The sequence below is a fragment of the Brevibacillus sp. RS1.1 genome (assembly GCF_013284365.1).
Classification (GTDB): domain Bacteria; phylum Bacillota; class Bacilli; order Brevibacillales; family Brevibacillaceae; genus Brevibacillus; species Brevibacillus brevis_D.
Window position 1 is genome coordinate 456,296 of sequence record NZ_JABSVA010000005.1, and the last position, 15,418, is coordinate 471,713.

16 protein-coding genes and 1 pseudogene are annotated in these 15,418 nt (G+C 48.3%); 4 read left to right on the forward strand and 13 right to left on the reverse strand.

From position 1 onward, the window contains the following. Positions 1 to 42 precede the first annotated feature (42 nt). Positions 43 to 1,008: a proline dehydrogenase family protein gene (locus tag HP570_RS19360; protein ID WP_173626797.1), complete on the reverse strand. Its 966-nt coding sequence runs from the start codon at positions 1,006 to 1,008 to the stop codon at positions 43 to 45. Between the two features lie 127 nt (positions 1,009 to 1,135). Between HP570_RS19360 and pdxR (HP570_RS19365) the strand changes: the two genes are divergently transcribed. Next, positions 1,136 to 2,575, forward strand: a complete 1,440-nt coding sequence (gene pdxR, locus HP570_RS19365; protein ID WP_173626798.1) for a MocR-like pyridoxine biosynthesis transcription factor PdxR — start codon at positions 1,136 to 1,138, stop codon at positions 2,573 to 2,575. Beyond that, on the forward strand, positions 2,562 to 2,915 hold the full coding sequence (locus HP570_RS19370) for a hypothetical protein (protein ID WP_173626799.1): 354 nt from the start codon (positions 2,562 to 2,564) through the stop codon (positions 2,913 to 2,915). Before pdxR (HP570_RS19365) ends, HP570_RS19370 begins: the two co-directional genes overlap by 14 nt. A gap of 181 nt (positions 2,916 to 3,096) precedes the next feature. On the opposite strand, the gene HP570_RS19375 is transcribed toward HP570_RS19370, so the two are convergent. The 8 genes from HP570_RS19375 to pdxR (HP570_RS19410) form a co-directional block, all read right to left on the reverse strand. Continuing rightward, positions 3,097 to 3,651: a glycerol-3-phosphate responsive antiterminator gene (locus HP570_RS19375; protein ID WP_015893265.1), complete on the reverse strand. Its 555-nt coding sequence runs from the start codon at positions 3,649 to 3,651 to the stop codon at positions 3,097 to 3,099. Positions 3,652 to 3,664: 13 nt separating this feature from the next. Next, positions 3,665 to 5,335, reverse strand: coding sequence for a glycerol-3-phosphate dehydrogenase/oxidase (locus HP570_RS19380; protein WP_087351363.1), 1,671 nt, complete (start codon positions 5,333 to 5,335; stop codon positions 3,665 to 3,667). A 147-nt stretch (positions 5,336 to 5,482) separates the two neighbouring features. Further along, positions 5,483 to 6,982 carry a glycerol kinase GlpK gene (glpK, locus tag HP570_RS19385; protein ID WP_173626800.1) on the reverse strand — a complete coding sequence of 500 codons (1,500 nt, stop codon included), beginning with the start codon at positions 6,980 to 6,982 and terminating at the stop codon, positions 5,483 to 5,485. 54 nt (positions 6,983 to 7,036) lie between these two features. After that, the gene (locus tag HP570_RS19390; RefSeq protein ID WP_015893268.1) at positions 7,037 to 7,867 is read right to left on the reverse strand and encodes an MIP/aquaporin family protein; all 831 of its coding nucleotides are present in this window, start codon (positions 7,865 to 7,867) and stop codon (positions 7,037 to 7,039) included. Positions 7,868 to 8,083: 216 nt separating this feature from the next. Next, positions 8,084 to 8,506: a YvaD family protein gene (locus tag HP570_RS19395; RefSeq protein ID WP_087351356.1), complete on the reverse strand. Its 423-nt coding sequence runs from the start codon at positions 8,504 to 8,506 to the stop codon at positions 8,084 to 8,086. Then, positions 8,503 to 8,865 (reverse strand): DMT family transporter, encoded by a 363-nt coding sequence (locus tag HP570_RS19400; protein ID WP_015893270.1) that lies wholly within the window; start codon positions 8,863 to 8,865, stop codon positions 8,503 to 8,505. Before HP570_RS19400 ends, HP570_RS19395 begins: the two co-directional genes overlap by 4 nt. A 10-nt stretch (positions 8,866 to 8,875) precedes the next feature. Then, positions 8,876 to 9,436 (reverse strand): TetR/AcrR family transcriptional regulator, encoded by a 561-nt coding sequence (locus tag HP570_RS19405; protein ID WP_173626801.1) that lies wholly within the window; start codon positions 9,434 to 9,436, stop codon positions 8,876 to 8,878. Between the two features lie 90 nt (positions 9,437 to 9,526). Continuing rightward, positions 9,527 to 10,948, reverse strand: a complete 1,422-nt coding sequence (pdxR, locus tag HP570_RS19410) for a MocR-like pyridoxine biosynthesis transcription factor PdxR (RefSeq protein WP_173626802.1) — start codon at positions 10,946 to 10,948, stop codon at positions 9,527 to 9,529. Between the two features lie 116 nt (positions 10,949 to 11,064). On the opposite strand from pdxR (HP570_RS19410), the gene HP570_RS19415 reads away from it, so the two are divergent. Together HP570_RS19415 and HP570_RS19420 are read left to right on the forward strand one after the other, a co-directional pair. Continuing rightward, positions 11,065 to 11,643, forward strand: coding sequence for a GNAT family N-acetyltransferase (locus tag HP570_RS19415; protein ID WP_173626803.1), 579 nt, complete (start codon positions 11,065 to 11,067; stop codon positions 11,641 to 11,643). Between the two features lie 175 nt (positions 11,644 to 11,818). Further along, positions 11,819 to 13,096 carry an erythromycin esterase family protein gene (locus HP570_RS19420; protein WP_173626804.1) on the forward strand — a complete coding sequence of 426 codons (1,278 nt, stop codon included), beginning with the start codon at positions 11,819 to 11,821 and terminating at the stop codon, positions 13,094 to 13,096. Between the two features lie 73 nt (positions 13,097 to 13,169). Here the strand turns inward: HP570_RS19420 and HP570_RS19425 are convergent, their stop codons facing one another. The 4 genes and pseudogenes from HP570_RS19425 to HP570_RS19440 all read right to left on the reverse strand — a co-directional run bounded on the left by HP570_RS19425 (position 13,170) and on the right by HP570_RS19440 (position 15,278). Continuing rightward, positions 13,170 to 13,592: an SRPBCC family protein gene (locus HP570_RS19425; protein WP_015893275.1), complete on the reverse strand. Its 423-nt coding sequence runs from the start codon at positions 13,590 to 13,592 to the stop codon at positions 13,170 to 13,172. Next, positions 13,589 to 13,918, reverse strand: a complete 330-nt coding sequence (locus HP570_RS19430) for an ArsR/SmtB family transcription factor (RefSeq protein ID WP_015893276.1) — start codon at positions 13,916 to 13,918, stop codon at positions 13,589 to 13,591. Before HP570_RS19430 ends, HP570_RS19425 begins: the two co-directional genes overlap by 4 nt. Before the next feature lie 66 nt (positions 13,919 to 13,984). Further along, positions 13,985 to 14,298, reverse strand: a pseudogene (locus tag HP570_RS19435) (DoxX family protein). Positions 14,299 to 14,609: 311 nt separating this feature from the next. Continuing rightward, positions 14,610 to 15,278: an MBL fold metallo-hydrolase gene (locus HP570_RS19440; RefSeq protein WP_173626805.1), complete on the reverse strand. Its 669-nt coding sequence runs from the start codon at positions 15,276 to 15,278 to the stop codon at positions 14,610 to 14,612. Between the last annotated feature and the right edge of the window lie 140 nt (positions 15,279 to 15,418).

The following is a 15,418-nucleotide window of genomic DNA, read 5'->3' on the forward strand; positions in this document are numbered from 1 at the left end:
AAAAACGTCAGGATCATGCTCTGACGTTTTTTCGTAATCCTTCTATGACATGCCATACCCTACATCCTGAAGTCTAGCCGTATCAAACATATCGGCTATCGCCTGATGAACATGAGGGGGGTGCTCCGCCAGTCGATGACACAAGTACAAATACCACTCTGTCCCATATGTGAGGTACAAGCGCACTGGAACCCCTTTTTCTCGCAAAGCATGAGCCAGCTCAGGGCGAACCCCGTATAACAGCTCTACCTCTACATTCGGTCGATGCAAATAGTCTCGACCGTCTAGCTCGTCTACAATCGCTTGGTCGTGCGTGGCGAGTGAGCATTCACGCCCAGCTCGTACACACATATCGGCCAGCTCCAGATATCGTTCGTTCAACTCCACGGAACGCCCCAATGCGATTTCCTGAGGCTCCTTGAATGCGCCTTTGACCAAACGAATTTTCCCCGGGAGTCCGAGCACCCGTTTCACATCATCCAGCGAGCGGTGCAAATGTGCTTGAATCGTAATGCCCACATTTTCATGTCGCTGTGCCAAGCGCTCATACATGCTAATGATCGCCTCTGTTTTCGTCGATTCCTCCATGCTGATCATCAAATAGTGGCCGCTATGTCTCGCCCGCTCCGCCAACTCTTCTACGTGGGCAAACGCCAGCTCTTTATCCAGTAACAAGCCGAGATGGGACAGATCAAAGGAGATTCCGATTGGTGTATGTAGTTGGGAGCAATCCGCCGTTAGCGCAAGAAACTCCCGCTGCGCTTCATGTACAATCTGCGAATCCAGCGTATTTTCACCAATGTGTTCCATTGATAGACGGTAGCCCATTTTTTCCAAGCGTTGGGCTATTTTTATTGCATCCGCACGCGTTTCACCTGTCACATAACGTTTCGCAGCAGTCAAAAGCAACGGATATAGCAAGGGCGATGTTCTGACCGCTTCCTTGATTCGTTCATCACGGGCGATTGTACGCAAAATCTCTGCGGTTCTTCTCTCTTCTGGTGTCATCCTTCTCTCTCCTTTGGCAGTGGCATACCTCTTCTCTTCTATCACCCTACCATGGTACGCTTGTTTGGATTAGGTCCAGTTTCCCACAATTTCGAGAGGACCAGTTGCGTAAGGAGGCTCACACGGCTTGTTCTGGATAACCATTGACCGAGAGAAACCGATTCCGTTAATCAGACAAATTTATTCTGAATTGCGCACAAAGATTTTGAGTGGAGAACTGACGGCAGGCTTCAAGCTTCCGTCTACCCGAAAAGTAGCAAGCGAACTGCACCTCTCTCGCAATGTGGTACTAGAGGCGTACGAGCAGCTACTAGCCGAGGGCTACATCGAGAGCAGACGTGGCTCCGGGTATTTCATTGCCTCGGGCATTTATTTCGAGCAGCACGCCCGGATGACAGAGGCAGGGGCTGGGTTGCCGAAAGTGGATCAGCATTTCAACGAAGCCGAGAGCAAGCTAATCGATTTTCGTTCTGGTGTTCCTGCTCTGGAGCGCTTTCCTCGCAATCTCTGGGGCAAAACTGTCCAGCGTGTCTGTCAGGAAGCGCCGCTGTCAGTCTTTGATTATAATCGTCCCGAGGGACGCACGGAGCTACGCACGATTTTGTGTCGCTATTTGTATCGAACGCGCGGCGTGCAATGCGACCCCGAGCAAATCATTATGACATCCGGGGCTACTCAGGCGCTCACCCTGATTGCCAATGTGCTTCTGCGTCCTGATAGTCACGTAGTCATCGAGGACCCGATCACGCACGATATCCAGAGTATTTTCACCAGGACGGGCGCTCGTTTACTGCCTGTTCCGACAGATGCCTACGGGATGGATATGGAACAGCTACCGTCATTATCTGCCCATCGCCCCCGCTTCGTATTTGTCACGCCTTCCCATCAGTTCCCGCTCGGCGGTACCATGCCCATCCAGAGAAGACTTCAACTCATTCGATATGCATGGGAAGCTGACTGCTACATTGTCGAGGATGATTACGACAGCGAGTTTCGTTACGAGACTGCTCCCATCAGCTCCATTCAGGGACTTGCCTCGGAGCGTGTTATCTACATCGGTTCCTTTAGCAAAATCCTTTCTCCCGGACTGCGCCAGGGGTACCTCGTCCTGCCAAAAGCATTGGTAGCTTCCTATCAGCAGGCAAAATGGCTATCCGATTTGCACGCCCCTTCGATTGATCAGCTTGCCCTCGGGGTTTTTATCGAGGAGGGGCATCTAGAGAAATACGTAAATCGCGTAAAAAAGCTGTACAAAAAACGCCGTCAATGCTTGATTGATGCTCTTCAACTGGCTTTTGGTGATAGTATTCGCATTTGGGGGGAGGCCGCTGGACTGCACATCGTAGCTGCTTTTCCCACGATTCACTTCACACCTGACGTCCTTGCTGCGCTGGAGCAAGTCGGAGTGCGTGTCTACCCGGTCGAGGAACACGCCATTGTCAAAGGCAATCATACAGATAAAATCATTCTCGGATACGGCAATACCAATGAGGCACAGATCGGAGAAGGGGTCGAGAGGATCAGGGCTGTTTTAACGAGAATGCTGGCATCTCTTGATTCTCCATGATTTCCACCCTCTTTCCTTCTCAATTGCCCAAAAGAAGAGCCAAATCTCTCGAATCCATCTCAAGATTTGGCTCTCATTCTACTACTTATCTGTTAACGAAAGCGTCCGCAGCAGCCAGGAGGGCACCAACGACAGTGATCCGGACATCTCCGTCTGCGGTCAAACTCCCAACTCCGGTAAGGTCTCTGCCATTCTCCTCCACGATCCCATCCTGGTGGACGTTCCCGATCTCTTTGCCAAGGGTAATAAGAAGAATGTCCTTCCCGCGAAGAATACGAGGATTGCCATTGAGAGCTTTGAAAATTCACGCAACCGCCTTCTTTCCTCTTATTTTTGCTGACTATATGTGTATATGCACGGTGACGTTCATCCGCATAGACTACTGACCGTTATCCAAATAAAAGGGTATCTACCTACCTCCTCTATCATCGTCATCTACCTATTTTCTTGTAGGACAAACACCAAAAAACCGGTATTCCTACGAACAGGAATGACCGGCTTTTGACTACCTTAATAGGCTCTTATAATTTCGTCCACAGCTCTTTGCGAGAAGTGGTTACAGATGTCGCACCTGCAAGAATAGCGCGATCGACATCTTCCATTGTACGAATAAATCCTCCAGCGATAACCGGAATCTTGGTTCGTACAGTGATTTCTTCGATCAGATGGGGAATGATTCCTGGCAAAACCTCGACGTAATCCGGCTTGGTTCTCTCCAGCTGGGTAAGGCTGCTATCCAATGCCATCGTATCAATGAGAAAAAGTCGTTGGATCGAAATGAGTCCTTTTTTCTTGGCAGCAAGAACGGCACTGTTCCGTGTGGTGATGATTCCTTCGGGCTGTGCTTCTTGCGCAAGAAACTCCATCGCATATTCATCAGACTTCAAGCCGTCTATGAGATCAGCATGGATCAGCAGTTTTTTCCCAAACGCTCTGGCCCGTTTCCCCAGTGGCTTTACTTGCGCTACATGAGCATTCAGCAAAATAATGCGCTCGTAGCTGCTTTCCATGAGTTCATCAAATTCTTTTAATGTCCGGGCTGCAGGAAGTATGACTTGATTGATCTGGTTTGCCAATCACGAATCACCCCTATTGAAATGTTTTCGCAAGATGATATTCCTCTTCAAACGCTTTTATTTCATGTTCTTTTCTCTCATCCGACCATTGCAGCTCATGAGCGAGCTCTTCTCCCACCATTCGATACACAGGCTCCAGTGTATCCCTCTCGAAGAATAGTCTGCCACTGCGACGAATCAGAAAATCGCTCATGGTCATGACCATTTCTTCTTCTACAGCGTAGCGCAGTTCTGCTTTCAACAGGGCTTCGATTGGTGATACATTTTGAGCATTTTGTGTCAAAATCTCCTGGCACATGGTTACGATTTGCTCACTGTTGCTTCCATATTTCCCAACCAGAACGCGGATTTGTTCCTCGGTGATTCCCCATTGGCGAAGTCGCTCTGCCTGTGCTTTCACAAATACAGGAATCTTGGCCGCGGATTCAAATTTTCCGCCAGCGAGGACGATTTTGTCTGTCTGGCAAGCTTTAAATGCTCTGCCTTCTTCTTCGGTCAACTGCTTGACCACCACATCGACAATGCGCTCGGCCATCTTGCGGAAGCCCGTCAATTTTCCGCCTGCGATCGTAATCAGCCCGCTCTTGGAATAAAAAATCTCGTCCTTGCGTGACAATTCGGATGGAGACTTGCCATCTTCGTGGATCAGCGGTCTGAGTCCTGCCCAGCTCGAGCTGACATCCTGTTCCGTCAGTTTCACAGAAGGGAACATCTCGTTCGCGGCATTCAACACATACTCCATGTCTTCTCTCGTCACCGTTGGTCGCTCCAGCACACCTTTGTAATTCGTGTCAGTGGTACCGATATACGTACTGTTATTGCGCGGAATGGCAAACAGCATGCGCCCATCGGATACATCGAAATAAACGGCCTGCTTCAGTGGAAGTCTGTTATATGGCACGACCAGATGGACACCTTTGGTCAGGTGGAGGCGCTTGCCGTACAGGGAGTGGTCTTTTTCTCGAAGCTGATCCACCCAAGGTCCTGCTGCGTTGACGATTTTTTTGGCATGGAGATTGTACTCCGTACCCGTAAGCAAATCCTTCACGCGAATTCCGATGACTTTGCCGTTTTCATAAATAAAGCCAATGGCTTCCGTGTAGTTCACGCAGAGCGCTCCGTGCGAGCTTGCTGTTTTCATGACCTCAACGGTAAGTCTAGCATCATCTGTCCGATATTCGAAATAGAGCCCGCCGCCCTTGAGAATATCGCGGCGCAAAAGCGGTTCTGCCTCCACGGTTTTCTGTTTGTTCAGCATGATGCGTCGTTCTTTTCTTTCGACTCCAGCCAGCACATCGTACACATACAAACCAACAGAGGTTGCCAGCTTGCCATAGGTACCATTTTTCACGATGGGCAAAATCATTTTTTCCGGGATGACGATATGTGGCGCATTGCGATACAAAATAGCTCGCTCCCGGCCTACTTCCCGCACCAGCTGCACATCGCCCTGCTTCAAATAGCGCAATCCTCCATGAACGAGCTTGGTAGAGCGACTGCTGGTGCCCGCAGCGAAGTCCTGTTTTTCCACGAGTCCAACGCTCAGACCTCTCGCGGCTGCGTCGAGGGCAATACCTGCTCCCGTCACCCCACCGCCAATTACCAAAAGATCGAGTTGTTTGTTTGCCATTTTATCCAGACAAGCCTGGCGTTGACTTGATGATAGTGCATGTTGATCGTTCATCGTTCTTCTCATCCTTTCTAAAAGAAAAAGACAGCCAATATCCAAAAGAAGCAATGCAATGTCATTGCTCTTCTGATACTGGCTGTCTCCGGAGTCTCCACAGCATGATTAACTTATCTTTAACTTTAGACCTCTTTTACGCAAAAATCAATGCCTAATCTTGTAACCCATCGTTGCCGTAACCGCTTGCTTCCAACCTGCGTACAGCCCCTGGCGCACTTCGTCTGCCATATCTGGTGAGAAGGAGCGCTCAACCACTTTATTATTTACAATATCTTCCTTACTCCCCCAATACCCGACGGCAAGCCCTGCCAGGTAAGCTGCTCCTAGCGCGGTCGTTTCATTGACACGCGGACGCTCTACCTCTGTATTCAGAATGTCGGACTGGAATTGCATCAAAAAGTTATTCGCCACGGCTCCACCGTCTACCGCCAGCTTTTGCAGCCGGATACCGGAGTCAGCCTCCATCGCTTCAAGCACATCCCGTGTCTGATAAGCCAAAGACTCCAGCGCTGCCCGAATCAAATGGTCTTCCGTCGTTCCACGGGTCAAGCCAAAGATCGCGCCTCTTGCTTCCATGTCCCAATACGGTGCTCCCAGTCCAACAAAGGCTGGAACCATATAAACACCATCTGTGGTGTCAACAGCGAGTGCGTGTTTTTCTGAATCCGAGGATTTTTCGATCAGCTTGAGTCCGTCACGCAGCCATTGAATCGCCGCACCAGCCACAAAAATACTGCCTTCCAGCGCGTACTCTACCTTGCCATCCACGCCCCAAGCAATGGTTGTCAACAGCCCGTTTTTGGATGCCACTGCCTTTTCTCCGGTATTCATCAGCATGAAGCAACCTGTTCCATATGTGTTTTTTGCCTGCCCTTCCGCAAAGCACGCCTGCCCAAACAAAGCGGCCTGCTGGTCTCCGGCAATCCCGGCAATTGGAATCTGGAATTCGAAGAGCTTCTCGTCTGTGTAGCCGTACATTTCGCTGGAAGGACGGACAGCTGGCAGCATGCTTTTCGGAATTTGCAGCATGTTCAACAGCTCATCGTCCCACTCCAGGGAATGAATATTAAACATCAACGTGCGCGAAGCATTGGAATAGTCGGTCACATGCACAAGACCATTGGTCAGCTTCCAAATCAGCCACGTATCAATGGTTCCAAACAAGAGGTCGCCTTTCTCGGCTCGCTCCCGTGCTCCCTCCACATGATCAAGCAGCCATTTTACCTTTGTGCCAGAAAAGTAAGCGTCAATCAACAAGCCTGTCTTTTCACGAACGGTTTGCTCATGGCCTTGCTCTTTCAACTGGTTGCAAATATCGATGGACTGTCTGCTTTGCCATACAATCGCATGGTGGATCGGCTTTCCTGTGTGCTTATCCCATACCACAGTGGTTTCCCGCTGATTGGTAATCCCGATTCCTGCGATTTCTTCCGGTTTCACATGATTCTCCAGTAAAACCGCTTTCAAAACCTCTAGCTGTGATTCCCAGATTTCCTCGGCATTGTGCTCCACCCAACCCGGCTTCGGATAGATTTGTGTGAATTCCTTCTGGGCAACCCCGATAATGGCACCTGATTTATCGAATAAAATAGCACGAGAGCTCGTGGTTCCTTGATCGAGGGAAAGCATATATTTATTTTCCATGATAACTGTTCCTCCTTCACTCATTTAGAATCGTCTTCATTCTTACCTTTATGTCTAGGAACGCGCACTTTCGGATGCGATTCGCTCCTTGCTGCCGATTGATTTTTTGGTTGTCATGCCGACCACGATGGCAATCACCATGAAAGCCGCTAATGCTATTACACCTGTCAGCGAATGGTCTGTAAACGTCCATTTGTAAAAAAACGCTCCACTTACTGCTCCAATGATAGGTCCAACAACTGGAATCCATGCGTAGCGCCAGTTGGACTTTCCTTTGCCGTGGATGGGCAAGAGAGCATGGGCGAGGCGAGGGCCAAGGTCACGGGCTGGATTGATCGCATAGCCGGTAGTACCACCAAGAGACAAACCGATTGCGACAATCAGGAAGCCAACGATAAACGGATTGAGTCCTTCTGCAAATTTATTCGCTCCGATCGCCAGTAGACCGAGCACTAAGAAAAACGTACCTAAAATTTCGCTGAAGAGATTGGCGACTGTATGAGGAATCGCGGGACCTGTTGCAAATACCCCCAATTTGGCTCCTGCATCATTCGTCTCACGCCAATGCGGGTAATAAAAGATCCAGACAAACGTCGCGCCCATAAATGCCCCTATCAGTTGAGCCGCTATATAGCCCGGCACATGCTCCCACGGAAATTGACCGATGCTGGCCAGTGCAATGGTAAGTGCCGGATTCAAATGCGCTCCGCTAATGCTTCCTACCGCATACGCTCCGCACGCAACTGCCAGTCCCCAGCCCAGCGTAATCACAATCCAACCGCCGTTTTGGGAATACGCCTTTTTCAAGTTCTGTCCGGCGCAAACACCTGCCCCCAAAATGATCAAGATCATTGTCCCGATCAATTCCCCTACATAAATAGACATGCCCCATCCTCCCCCTTTTTGGGAAAATTGTAAAACAACTCCCGTAAAGCGCTTACAATTCGCCAACTTCTTTGTGGTTTGACTGGCAAGAAAATAAAAAAGCTAATACTCGCAACTCAAGAGCGAATGCCCTCACTTTGCAAATATTAGCTGATCTCCCAATCTCCACAGCACTATTAACTTAAGACTTACTATATAGCCACGGCTCAAAATTTGTCAAGAATCCCTTTCCTTCACTTTTGCCAGTTCTCGCATCAAGCCCGGCAAAAAGAATAACGGGTAAATCAGCAGGTACAGGTTCGGAATCCACCAGGACCAATCAAAATCTGCCTTGAACGCCCAGAAAGCGATTGCCTGCAAACCCGAGCAGGACGTCAAAACAAGTGACAGCATGGCGAGTGGCTTCCAGATGTGCCGTCCTCTGCGGTAGGCGTACAGACTGGCAAAGCCTGTGATGGAAATGAAGATATCCAATGGAAAAAAGGACAGGTTCCATGCGAGCAAATGGGGATCGTAGTAATCCTGATACAAATATTCCACGGGGAGAAGCTCCAAAAATGTAATGAGCCAGTAGGCAACAAAAGCCACATCGGTGACCCAAAAGAACACGAGCATGGTCCTCACATTTTTCTCACTCATTTCGCCTCAGCTACCCCTGTATCTTTGGAAGGTTGCGCATGAGAAGTGTCTCCCAGATTCAACAGCACACAACCCACGATGATCAGTCCGACAGCAATTACTTTTTTGACAGTGAAGGCATCCTTAAAGATCACCACACCAATGACCGCGATGATTGCTGTGCCAAGACCCGACCAGATGGCATACGCAGTCCCGACCTCCATTTCCTTGAGCGCCAGGCTCAGCGACGAGAAGCACAAAATATAAAAGATAAACATCATCACACTGGGGACAGGCTTGCTCAGGCCGTCAGACAGCTTCATGGATGTTGTTCCAGCCACCTCTAGTAAAATGGCCATTAATAGATAGACCCAACTCATTATGTTCCTCCTACTTACTAGAATCTACGATGCCACCTAGTAAAATATCGATGACGGCATCCAGCGCTTCGCCAATCGTCACATGATGCTGGTTCGCTAACTGTTGATCAATTAGCTGGTTGAGCGTTCCGGTATACATCTGGATCAAGATCGGAAGCTGGATACGACGAAACACTCCTTCCTCTACCCCTTGCTCCAGAATGATCCGAACATGCTCCCACTCCTGTTGATTGAACGCGTCGATCAGCTTCCATTGCTCGGGATAGTAGCGCTTCAGCTCATACCACACGCGCAGGTCCGTTCGTGAGAAGTTGTTCGGGACCAGTGCTAGAAGCTGCCGCATCTTCTCTACCAAATCGAAGTCAGGATCATGCAAAATCTGATCTTCCGCTTTACGCAAATCCTCGATGTTTTCTTCAATGACCTTGGTAATCAAGGCTTCTTTCGATGGAAAGCTCGCATACAACGTCTTGGTGCTAACGCCTGCTCGCCGAGCTAAATCGGACATCGTAAAACGGACGCCCTTGGTCTCAATCTCATGATAGGCGCATTGTAGGATACGCTCCTGCATGCTCTTGCCCCCTTCCGAAAACAAGGAAAATATTTTGTTTTTTATATTTTCCAAAAGGTACTCTTAGCATAACGGCATACGCATGACTTGTCAACAATCGCCAAACCACGCTTGGCTCAGTGCCTCCATACCAGGATCGATTTTTTCCAAAGGAAGGCCCGCGAAGCCAAGGAAAAACTCTTTTGGCAAGGGATTGGGTGGCACCAGCCATGTAAACGATGCGGAGGAGGCTCTCACACCTGCCTGAATCGCCAGCTTTTTCAACTCCTCCTCGCTTCGCTCGCTGTTTACCCGAAGTAAGACGTGAAAGCCCGCATCCGCTCCGATGACTGTCGCTCTTTCGCCAAAATGCTTGTGCACAGCCAGCAGCAGCGCATCATGCTTTTTACGGTACAGCTTGCGCATTTTACGGACATGCTTTTCGAAGTATCCTTTTTCCATAAAGGCTTCCATCGTCCGCTGATGTAGTCGGGATGAAGATGGTTCCAGCAATGTTTCGCGCAGCAGGCTGTAGTACGTATCCAGCAGAGATTCTGGCAAGACCATGTACCAAATGCCTAGTGCAGGCGCCAATACCTGCGCAAAGCTCCCCATATATATGACATTCGCATGCGGAAGCAAGCCTTGCATAGACGGAATCGGTCTGCCATGGTAACGAAACTCTCCGTCATAATCGTCTTCGATGATGTACCCTCCCACGCTTTTGGCCCATTCGAGCAATTGCAGTCGCTTGGATATGGGCATGATCATCCCACGCGGGTATTGATGAGCCGAAGAAACGGCAGCCAACCGAACCTCTGAGTCATATAGCTCCCTGACATTAATTCCATCCTCTTTCAGTGAGATCGGCACCACATCGTAGCCGTGCTGGCGAAACGTATTGGCAAACAGCAAATACCCCGGATTTTCTACGCCGATGCGTTGGAACTGCGGCTTTACCATCAAACAGATCAAGGACAGCAAGCCAAATTGGTCCGCCCCAATCACCACTTGATTCGGTGAACAAGCAACGCCCCTGTACCTGCGCAAGTAGTCAGCGATTTGGCTCCTGAGTCCAGCCTCCCCTTGCGGATCCCCATAAAAAAGATTCTCCTGCTGCTCTATGTGAAGTGTCTCATTGTACAAACGCCGCCAAATCATGGTTGGAAATAACGAAAAATCATTGCGGGAGAGATGAAAGTCATAGACGTATTCCCGCTCGTCACGCAGCATGGGCCGCTGAATGGTTCGTATGCTCGGATCAGCACCCGGCTTCACCTCTGGATCAGGCAATTTCTCCACATAGTACCCACTGCGCGGTTTGCTCTGGATAAAACCTTCCGCAAGCAACTGCTGGTATGCCATTTCTACAGGTGTCGTGCTCAAGTCCAGCAGGTCAGCCAGCTTTCGAACAGATGGCAGCTTGCTACTCACCGCCAAGCGTCCTGCCACGATCTCCTTTTTCAAGTAGGCATATAGCTGTACGTATTGCGGATCGTTGTCGTTTTCCTGCCAATTTGGGGTCAAGAGCATCTCGATTTCCCCTTCCATCTGTCCTTTTCATTTTTACAAAACTGCACATTTTCAAGTATACACCTGTTCGTTATCCTAAGAAAAAGAAGTTTTGAACGAACAGGAGGACAACGATTATGTCTATGACACCCCACGAGAATGCAAGTGCAGCGGTTCGCTTTTTGGAAGGAGAACGTGTCTTTTTGCGACCGATTGGCACGGAAGATACCGAATTATACTTCCGCTCCTTGTTCAGCAAGGAAACGCGTATGCTGACTGGTACACAAAAACATTTCACGCGCGAGCAAATCCACCAGTACATAGAAAACAAAGGCCAAGACTCCTCCAGTGTCCTGTTATTGATCTGCCTGTGTGAAAATGAGCAGGTGATTGGCGACGTCCAGATTGGGGATATCGATCGGAATAATCGAAACGCCTTTATCCGAATTTCTATTGATCAAAATGCCTATCAAGGCAAAGGCTACGGAAGCGAAGCCCTTCTGCTGATGCTCGATTATGGTTTTGGCATCCTCAATCTGCACCGCATCGAGCTAAACGTATTCGCCTTTAACGAACGTGCCATCCACACGTATGAAAAGCTCGGCTTCCAACGGGAAGGCGTACAACGACAAGCGCTTTATTACAACTATGCCTATCACGACTCCATTCTCATGTCCATGCTGGCAGATGAGTATCGGGCGAAATATTTAAAATAGCAAATGGAAAACGCACCGGGAGATCGTCCAACCCAGGTGCGTTTTTACATGTTGGCTGGGACTCCACAGAATAGAATTCACTGTAGGTAAATAGGATCAAGAAGGAGTATAATTATGTAAATGGTAGGAAAATCCACTTGTTTCACAGTAATCCCTTCAAGAAAGAGAGATTGATATGAAAAGAAAACTCCTGATCACCCTAAGCTTGTTCATCGTGCTGAGTGTATTGACGGGTTTCCAATCTGCATCAGCCAGCACCTTGCAGCAGTCCTTGCAATCTACACTTGTCCCTGTTTCAAAAATGGAGCTTCCCGCAAAAACCATCATCGGGTTTGGAGAAGCTACGCATGGCAATAAGCAATTCACTACGCTTAAGTTAGATATTTTTAAGCATTTGGTAGAAAAACAAGGTTATCGCGTATTTGCCATCGAAGGTGATTTTGGCGGTGGACAAAAGGTCAATGAATACATCTTAGGCGGCAGCGGAAATGCGAAGGATGCCGCAAAAGCCATTGGATTTACGATTTACCATACAGAAGAAATGGCCGCCCTTCTCTCTTGGATGCGTACCTTTAATGAGCAACGGGATGCCAAAGATCAAGTTCATTTCTATGGCTTTGACATGCAACGCTATGACCATAACAAAAGCAGGCTATTCGCCTATTTGAAAAAAGTTGATCCGACACTCTCAACCAAGTATGAGAAGCTGCTTACGAATCTGAATGATCAGACGGTGTATGATCAAAAGATCGCCCTCGTACAGGAGGCGCTCACCCACATAAAAAGCTTGATGGAGCAGATGAAACAAAACCAATCCGCCTACATCGCCAAAAGCTCTGTGAAAGAATATGAGCTGGCTACTGCCTTCGCAGAATCCATCAAGCAAAACGCTACACTGCGCGGAACAAACACAAACTATGGCAACACCCGTGATCGCTATATGGCGGACAAAGTGATGTGGATTCTATCCTTTGAAAAGAAACATTACGGTCGCAATAACCTGTTCATCGCCGGACATAATGGACACATTGAAAAGACCTCCACTTCCGCAGGACTGACAACCTGCATGGGGGCACATCTCGCAAAAGCCTTGGGGGATCACTATTACGCAATCGGAAGTGAATTCTACGAAAGCACCTTCCTCGCAAAGGACGCCACTACCAATGAGCGCAAAGCATTTACTGTAAAAAATAGTGTCAAAGATCGGCTAGCTGTTTTGTTTGCACAGACAAACATGGCGGATGGATTCCTTGATTTTGGCAAGGCAAAGCAGCATCAGGATTTTTACACCTATCTGAATAAAGCGCAGTCTATCAGTGCAATTGGTGATGCTTTTAGTGGCTGGTATGGAAAAATGGAGAAGATGTATACGTTGCAGATGGTTCCAGCAAAAGCTTTTGATGCGATCATCTTCGTGCGAACGGCTACTCCTTCGGTTATGATAACGGATTAACGGGTGGACATTTTCCTGGTTAAAAATTACGGCAGCCAATGAAACTGGCTGCCGTTTTTTTGAGGGTATGCGATTATTGCTCCAATACCTTTTCAAGCTCGCCGCACCAATTGCTCCAGCCATACTTGGCTCCACCCAGTGCTTGAGCATTTGAGATTCCGGTTTGTTCGAGATGAAGGTTAACCTTTCCGTCCCCTAAATCCTGCAACGTCCAGGTGACCGTGTGCTCCTCTCCTCCACTGCACCAAGTATAGGACAGCCGGTGTGGTTCTTCCACGATTAGCACTTCACCGTTAACAATTCCATCCCAATATTCGGTCGGCTGAGTCCGAAACTGAAAGTGGTGTCCGATAACGGGCTTAAAATCATTTTCCATCGCCTGTCCGGTGTGGACGTTGACCATCCACTTAGTGAGCTTGTTTGCATCGGTTAAAGCGGACCATAGCTTCTCCATCGATGTCTTGTACTGAAAATCCAGGGATAATGTTAAACTCATTCTTCTTCCTCCTCTAAAAATTGGTTTAAGCGCAACATATTCGTACTCCAGAACTGCGTATAGAAAGCCAACCAATCTTGAATTTCTCTAAGTGGGGCGGCGTTTAGCCTAAATCGCGTTTCTCTGCCTACTTTTCGGTCAAGTACCAGTCCGGCCTCTTTCAGGATTGTCAAATGCTTGGATACCGCTGTACGCCCCATTTGAAACTGTGCCGTTAATTCATGAAGCGGCATCTCCTCTGCCTCTGCTAACAGGCGAATCAGTCGCCGCCTGGTTGGATCTGCAATCGCATCAAACACATCCCGTAACGGGTTATTCTCGCTCACAACACTCCCTCCAAAATCTGATTTTCTGTAGGATGGTGGGGACAACCGTTAATTTCTGCAACCTCCCTAAAGTTTGCGGCTCATCGGACGCAGCGCCCACGAGGCGATATTTAGCGCAGCGTATGTGCGTGAGATAAAGCCGCTCCAGTCATTAAAAAGAAGATACCAGCGTGAACCCATTCTTTAAGCCGAGGGAAACCTGGGATGACGAGAGCAATGGCTCCAAGCACTTTCCAGCTCCCGAGAATGGTTAAGATTTATAGCGGGTAACCAAGATTCGTCACTAACTCGATATTTCCCCCAAATTACATCAGCTGACCAATACCACTTAACAAAAGAGCTACTACGAGTAATAATGTGACTGACCAATAAGCAATCATTTTTCCTCGGGGCTTGGTTTATGCTTTCGCGATTGTTTCTGCACCGTTAATTTGACCTATTTGTTTCCCCCTCATAATGGTTTTACGTGAAACTTATTCATGTCCGAAACTTTCTAAATGACTAATCCCTAATTGGACACCGATTAGTGTCATTTTGATAATACGACACCTTTTGGTGTCCTGTCAACAAGGTCCTTTACTTTAGCATGACTGGAAAAATCAGTGTATTGTCCCTTGACTACATGCTAAAAAGCCTCGGCGCGTTCATGCCGAAGCTAGATGATTGTCAGTCGAATCTGAATAACTGCCTGTTAACGTAACCCTTGACTAAGTTCTACGATCCTATCCTTCACATTTCCATTGCTTAGTCCACCGTGGTAACAAACCACAGATGCAATGTCGAGGTCTACATACTTTTTCAACGAGAGTCTAGCTCTATTCATATCTGGTGTGGTCGGGGCATGAATGCCTTCGAGAAACCCGTTTACACTGTACAGCGAGTCCCCAGCAATGAGGATCTTGCTTTGCTTTTGATACAGGCTAATATGACCGGGAGTGTGCCCAGGAGTATGGATGACGCGAATCCCACCGCAAAACGGCAGTTCCTGACCGTCACTCACGGTATGATCCACTCTGCCCTTCGGAGGATTCTCAACGTGTCCGTCTTTTAAAAGTGGGATCTCCCCCTGAATATACGGCTTATCCAGTTCGTGTGAATAAACGTGAACCTGATCCCCGCACTCCTGCAAAATCTCTGGGAGACTGCCGATGTGATCCACATCCTGATGCGTCAAAATCACAGCTTTTAGTTTGTCGAGCGGCACCCCTGTCTTTTCCATGGCCACGCGTAAATCTTCCATTTGTCCAGGGAATCCGGTGTCTATTAAAACAGCCATGTCTTGATCCCACAACAGAATGGGATGAATGATATTCCCATGAAAATCCAGATCAAGCATTTCGAATCCCTTTGAAATTTCCATCAATCAGCCTCCATAAAATTTAATTTTTACGTAAGGTTATATTATTATGTTAGTTTCGTTGTTGTCAACATTGCATAAAAAAAGCCATTCCTTTAAGGAATGGCTTCTTCATTCATTCAAAACTGGATCTGCATGATCAG

Bases quoted from the DNA above. Each gene is read 5' to 3' on its own strand.
- HP570_RS19360 (WP_173626797.1), bottom strand. From the start codon at position 1,008: ATGACACCAGAAGAGAGAAGAACCGCAGAGATTTTGCGTACAATCGCC.
- HP570_RS19380 (WP_087351363.1), bottom strand. From the start codon at position 5,335: ATGAACGATCAACATGCACTATCATCAAGTCAACGCCAGGCTTGTCTG.
- glpK (WP_173626800.1), bottom strand. From the start codon at position 6,982: ATGGAAAATAAATATATGCTTTCCCTCGATCAAGGAACCACGAGCTCT.
- HP570_RS19390 (WP_015893268.1), bottom strand. From the start codon at position 7,867: ATGTCTATTTATGTAGGGGAATTGATCGGGACAATGATCTTGATCATT.
- HP570_RS19395 (WP_087351356.1), bottom strand. From the start codon at position 8,506: ATGAGTGAGAAAAATGTGAGGACCATGCTCGTGTTCTTTTGGGTCACC.
- HP570_RS19400 (WP_015893270.1), bottom strand. From the start codon at position 8,865: ATGAGTTGGGTCTATCTATTAATGGCCATTTTACTAGAGGTGGCTGGA.
- HP570_RS19405 (WP_173626801.1), bottom strand. From the start codon at position 9,436: ATGCAGGAGCGTATCCTACAATGCGCCTATCATGAGATTGAGACCAAG.
- pdxR (WP_173626802.1), bottom strand. From the start codon at position 10,948: ATGCTCTTGACCCCAAATTGGCAGGAAAACGACAACGATCCGCAATAC.
- HP570_RS19415 (WP_173626803.1), top strand. From the start codon at position 11,065: ATGTCTATGACACCCCACGAGAATGCAAGTGCAGCGGTTCGCTTTTTG.
- HP570_RS19420 (WP_173626804.1), top strand. From the start codon at position 11,819: ATGAAAAGAAAACTCCTGATCACCCTAAGCTTGTTCATCGTGCTGAGT.
- HP570_RS19425 (WP_015893275.1), bottom strand. From the start codon at position 13,592: ATGAGTTTAACATTATCCCTGGATTTTCAGTACAAGACATCGATGGAG.
- HP570_RS19440 (WP_173626805.1), bottom strand. From the start codon at position 15,278: ATGGAAATTTCAAAGGGATTCGAAATGCTTGATCTGGATTTTCATGGG.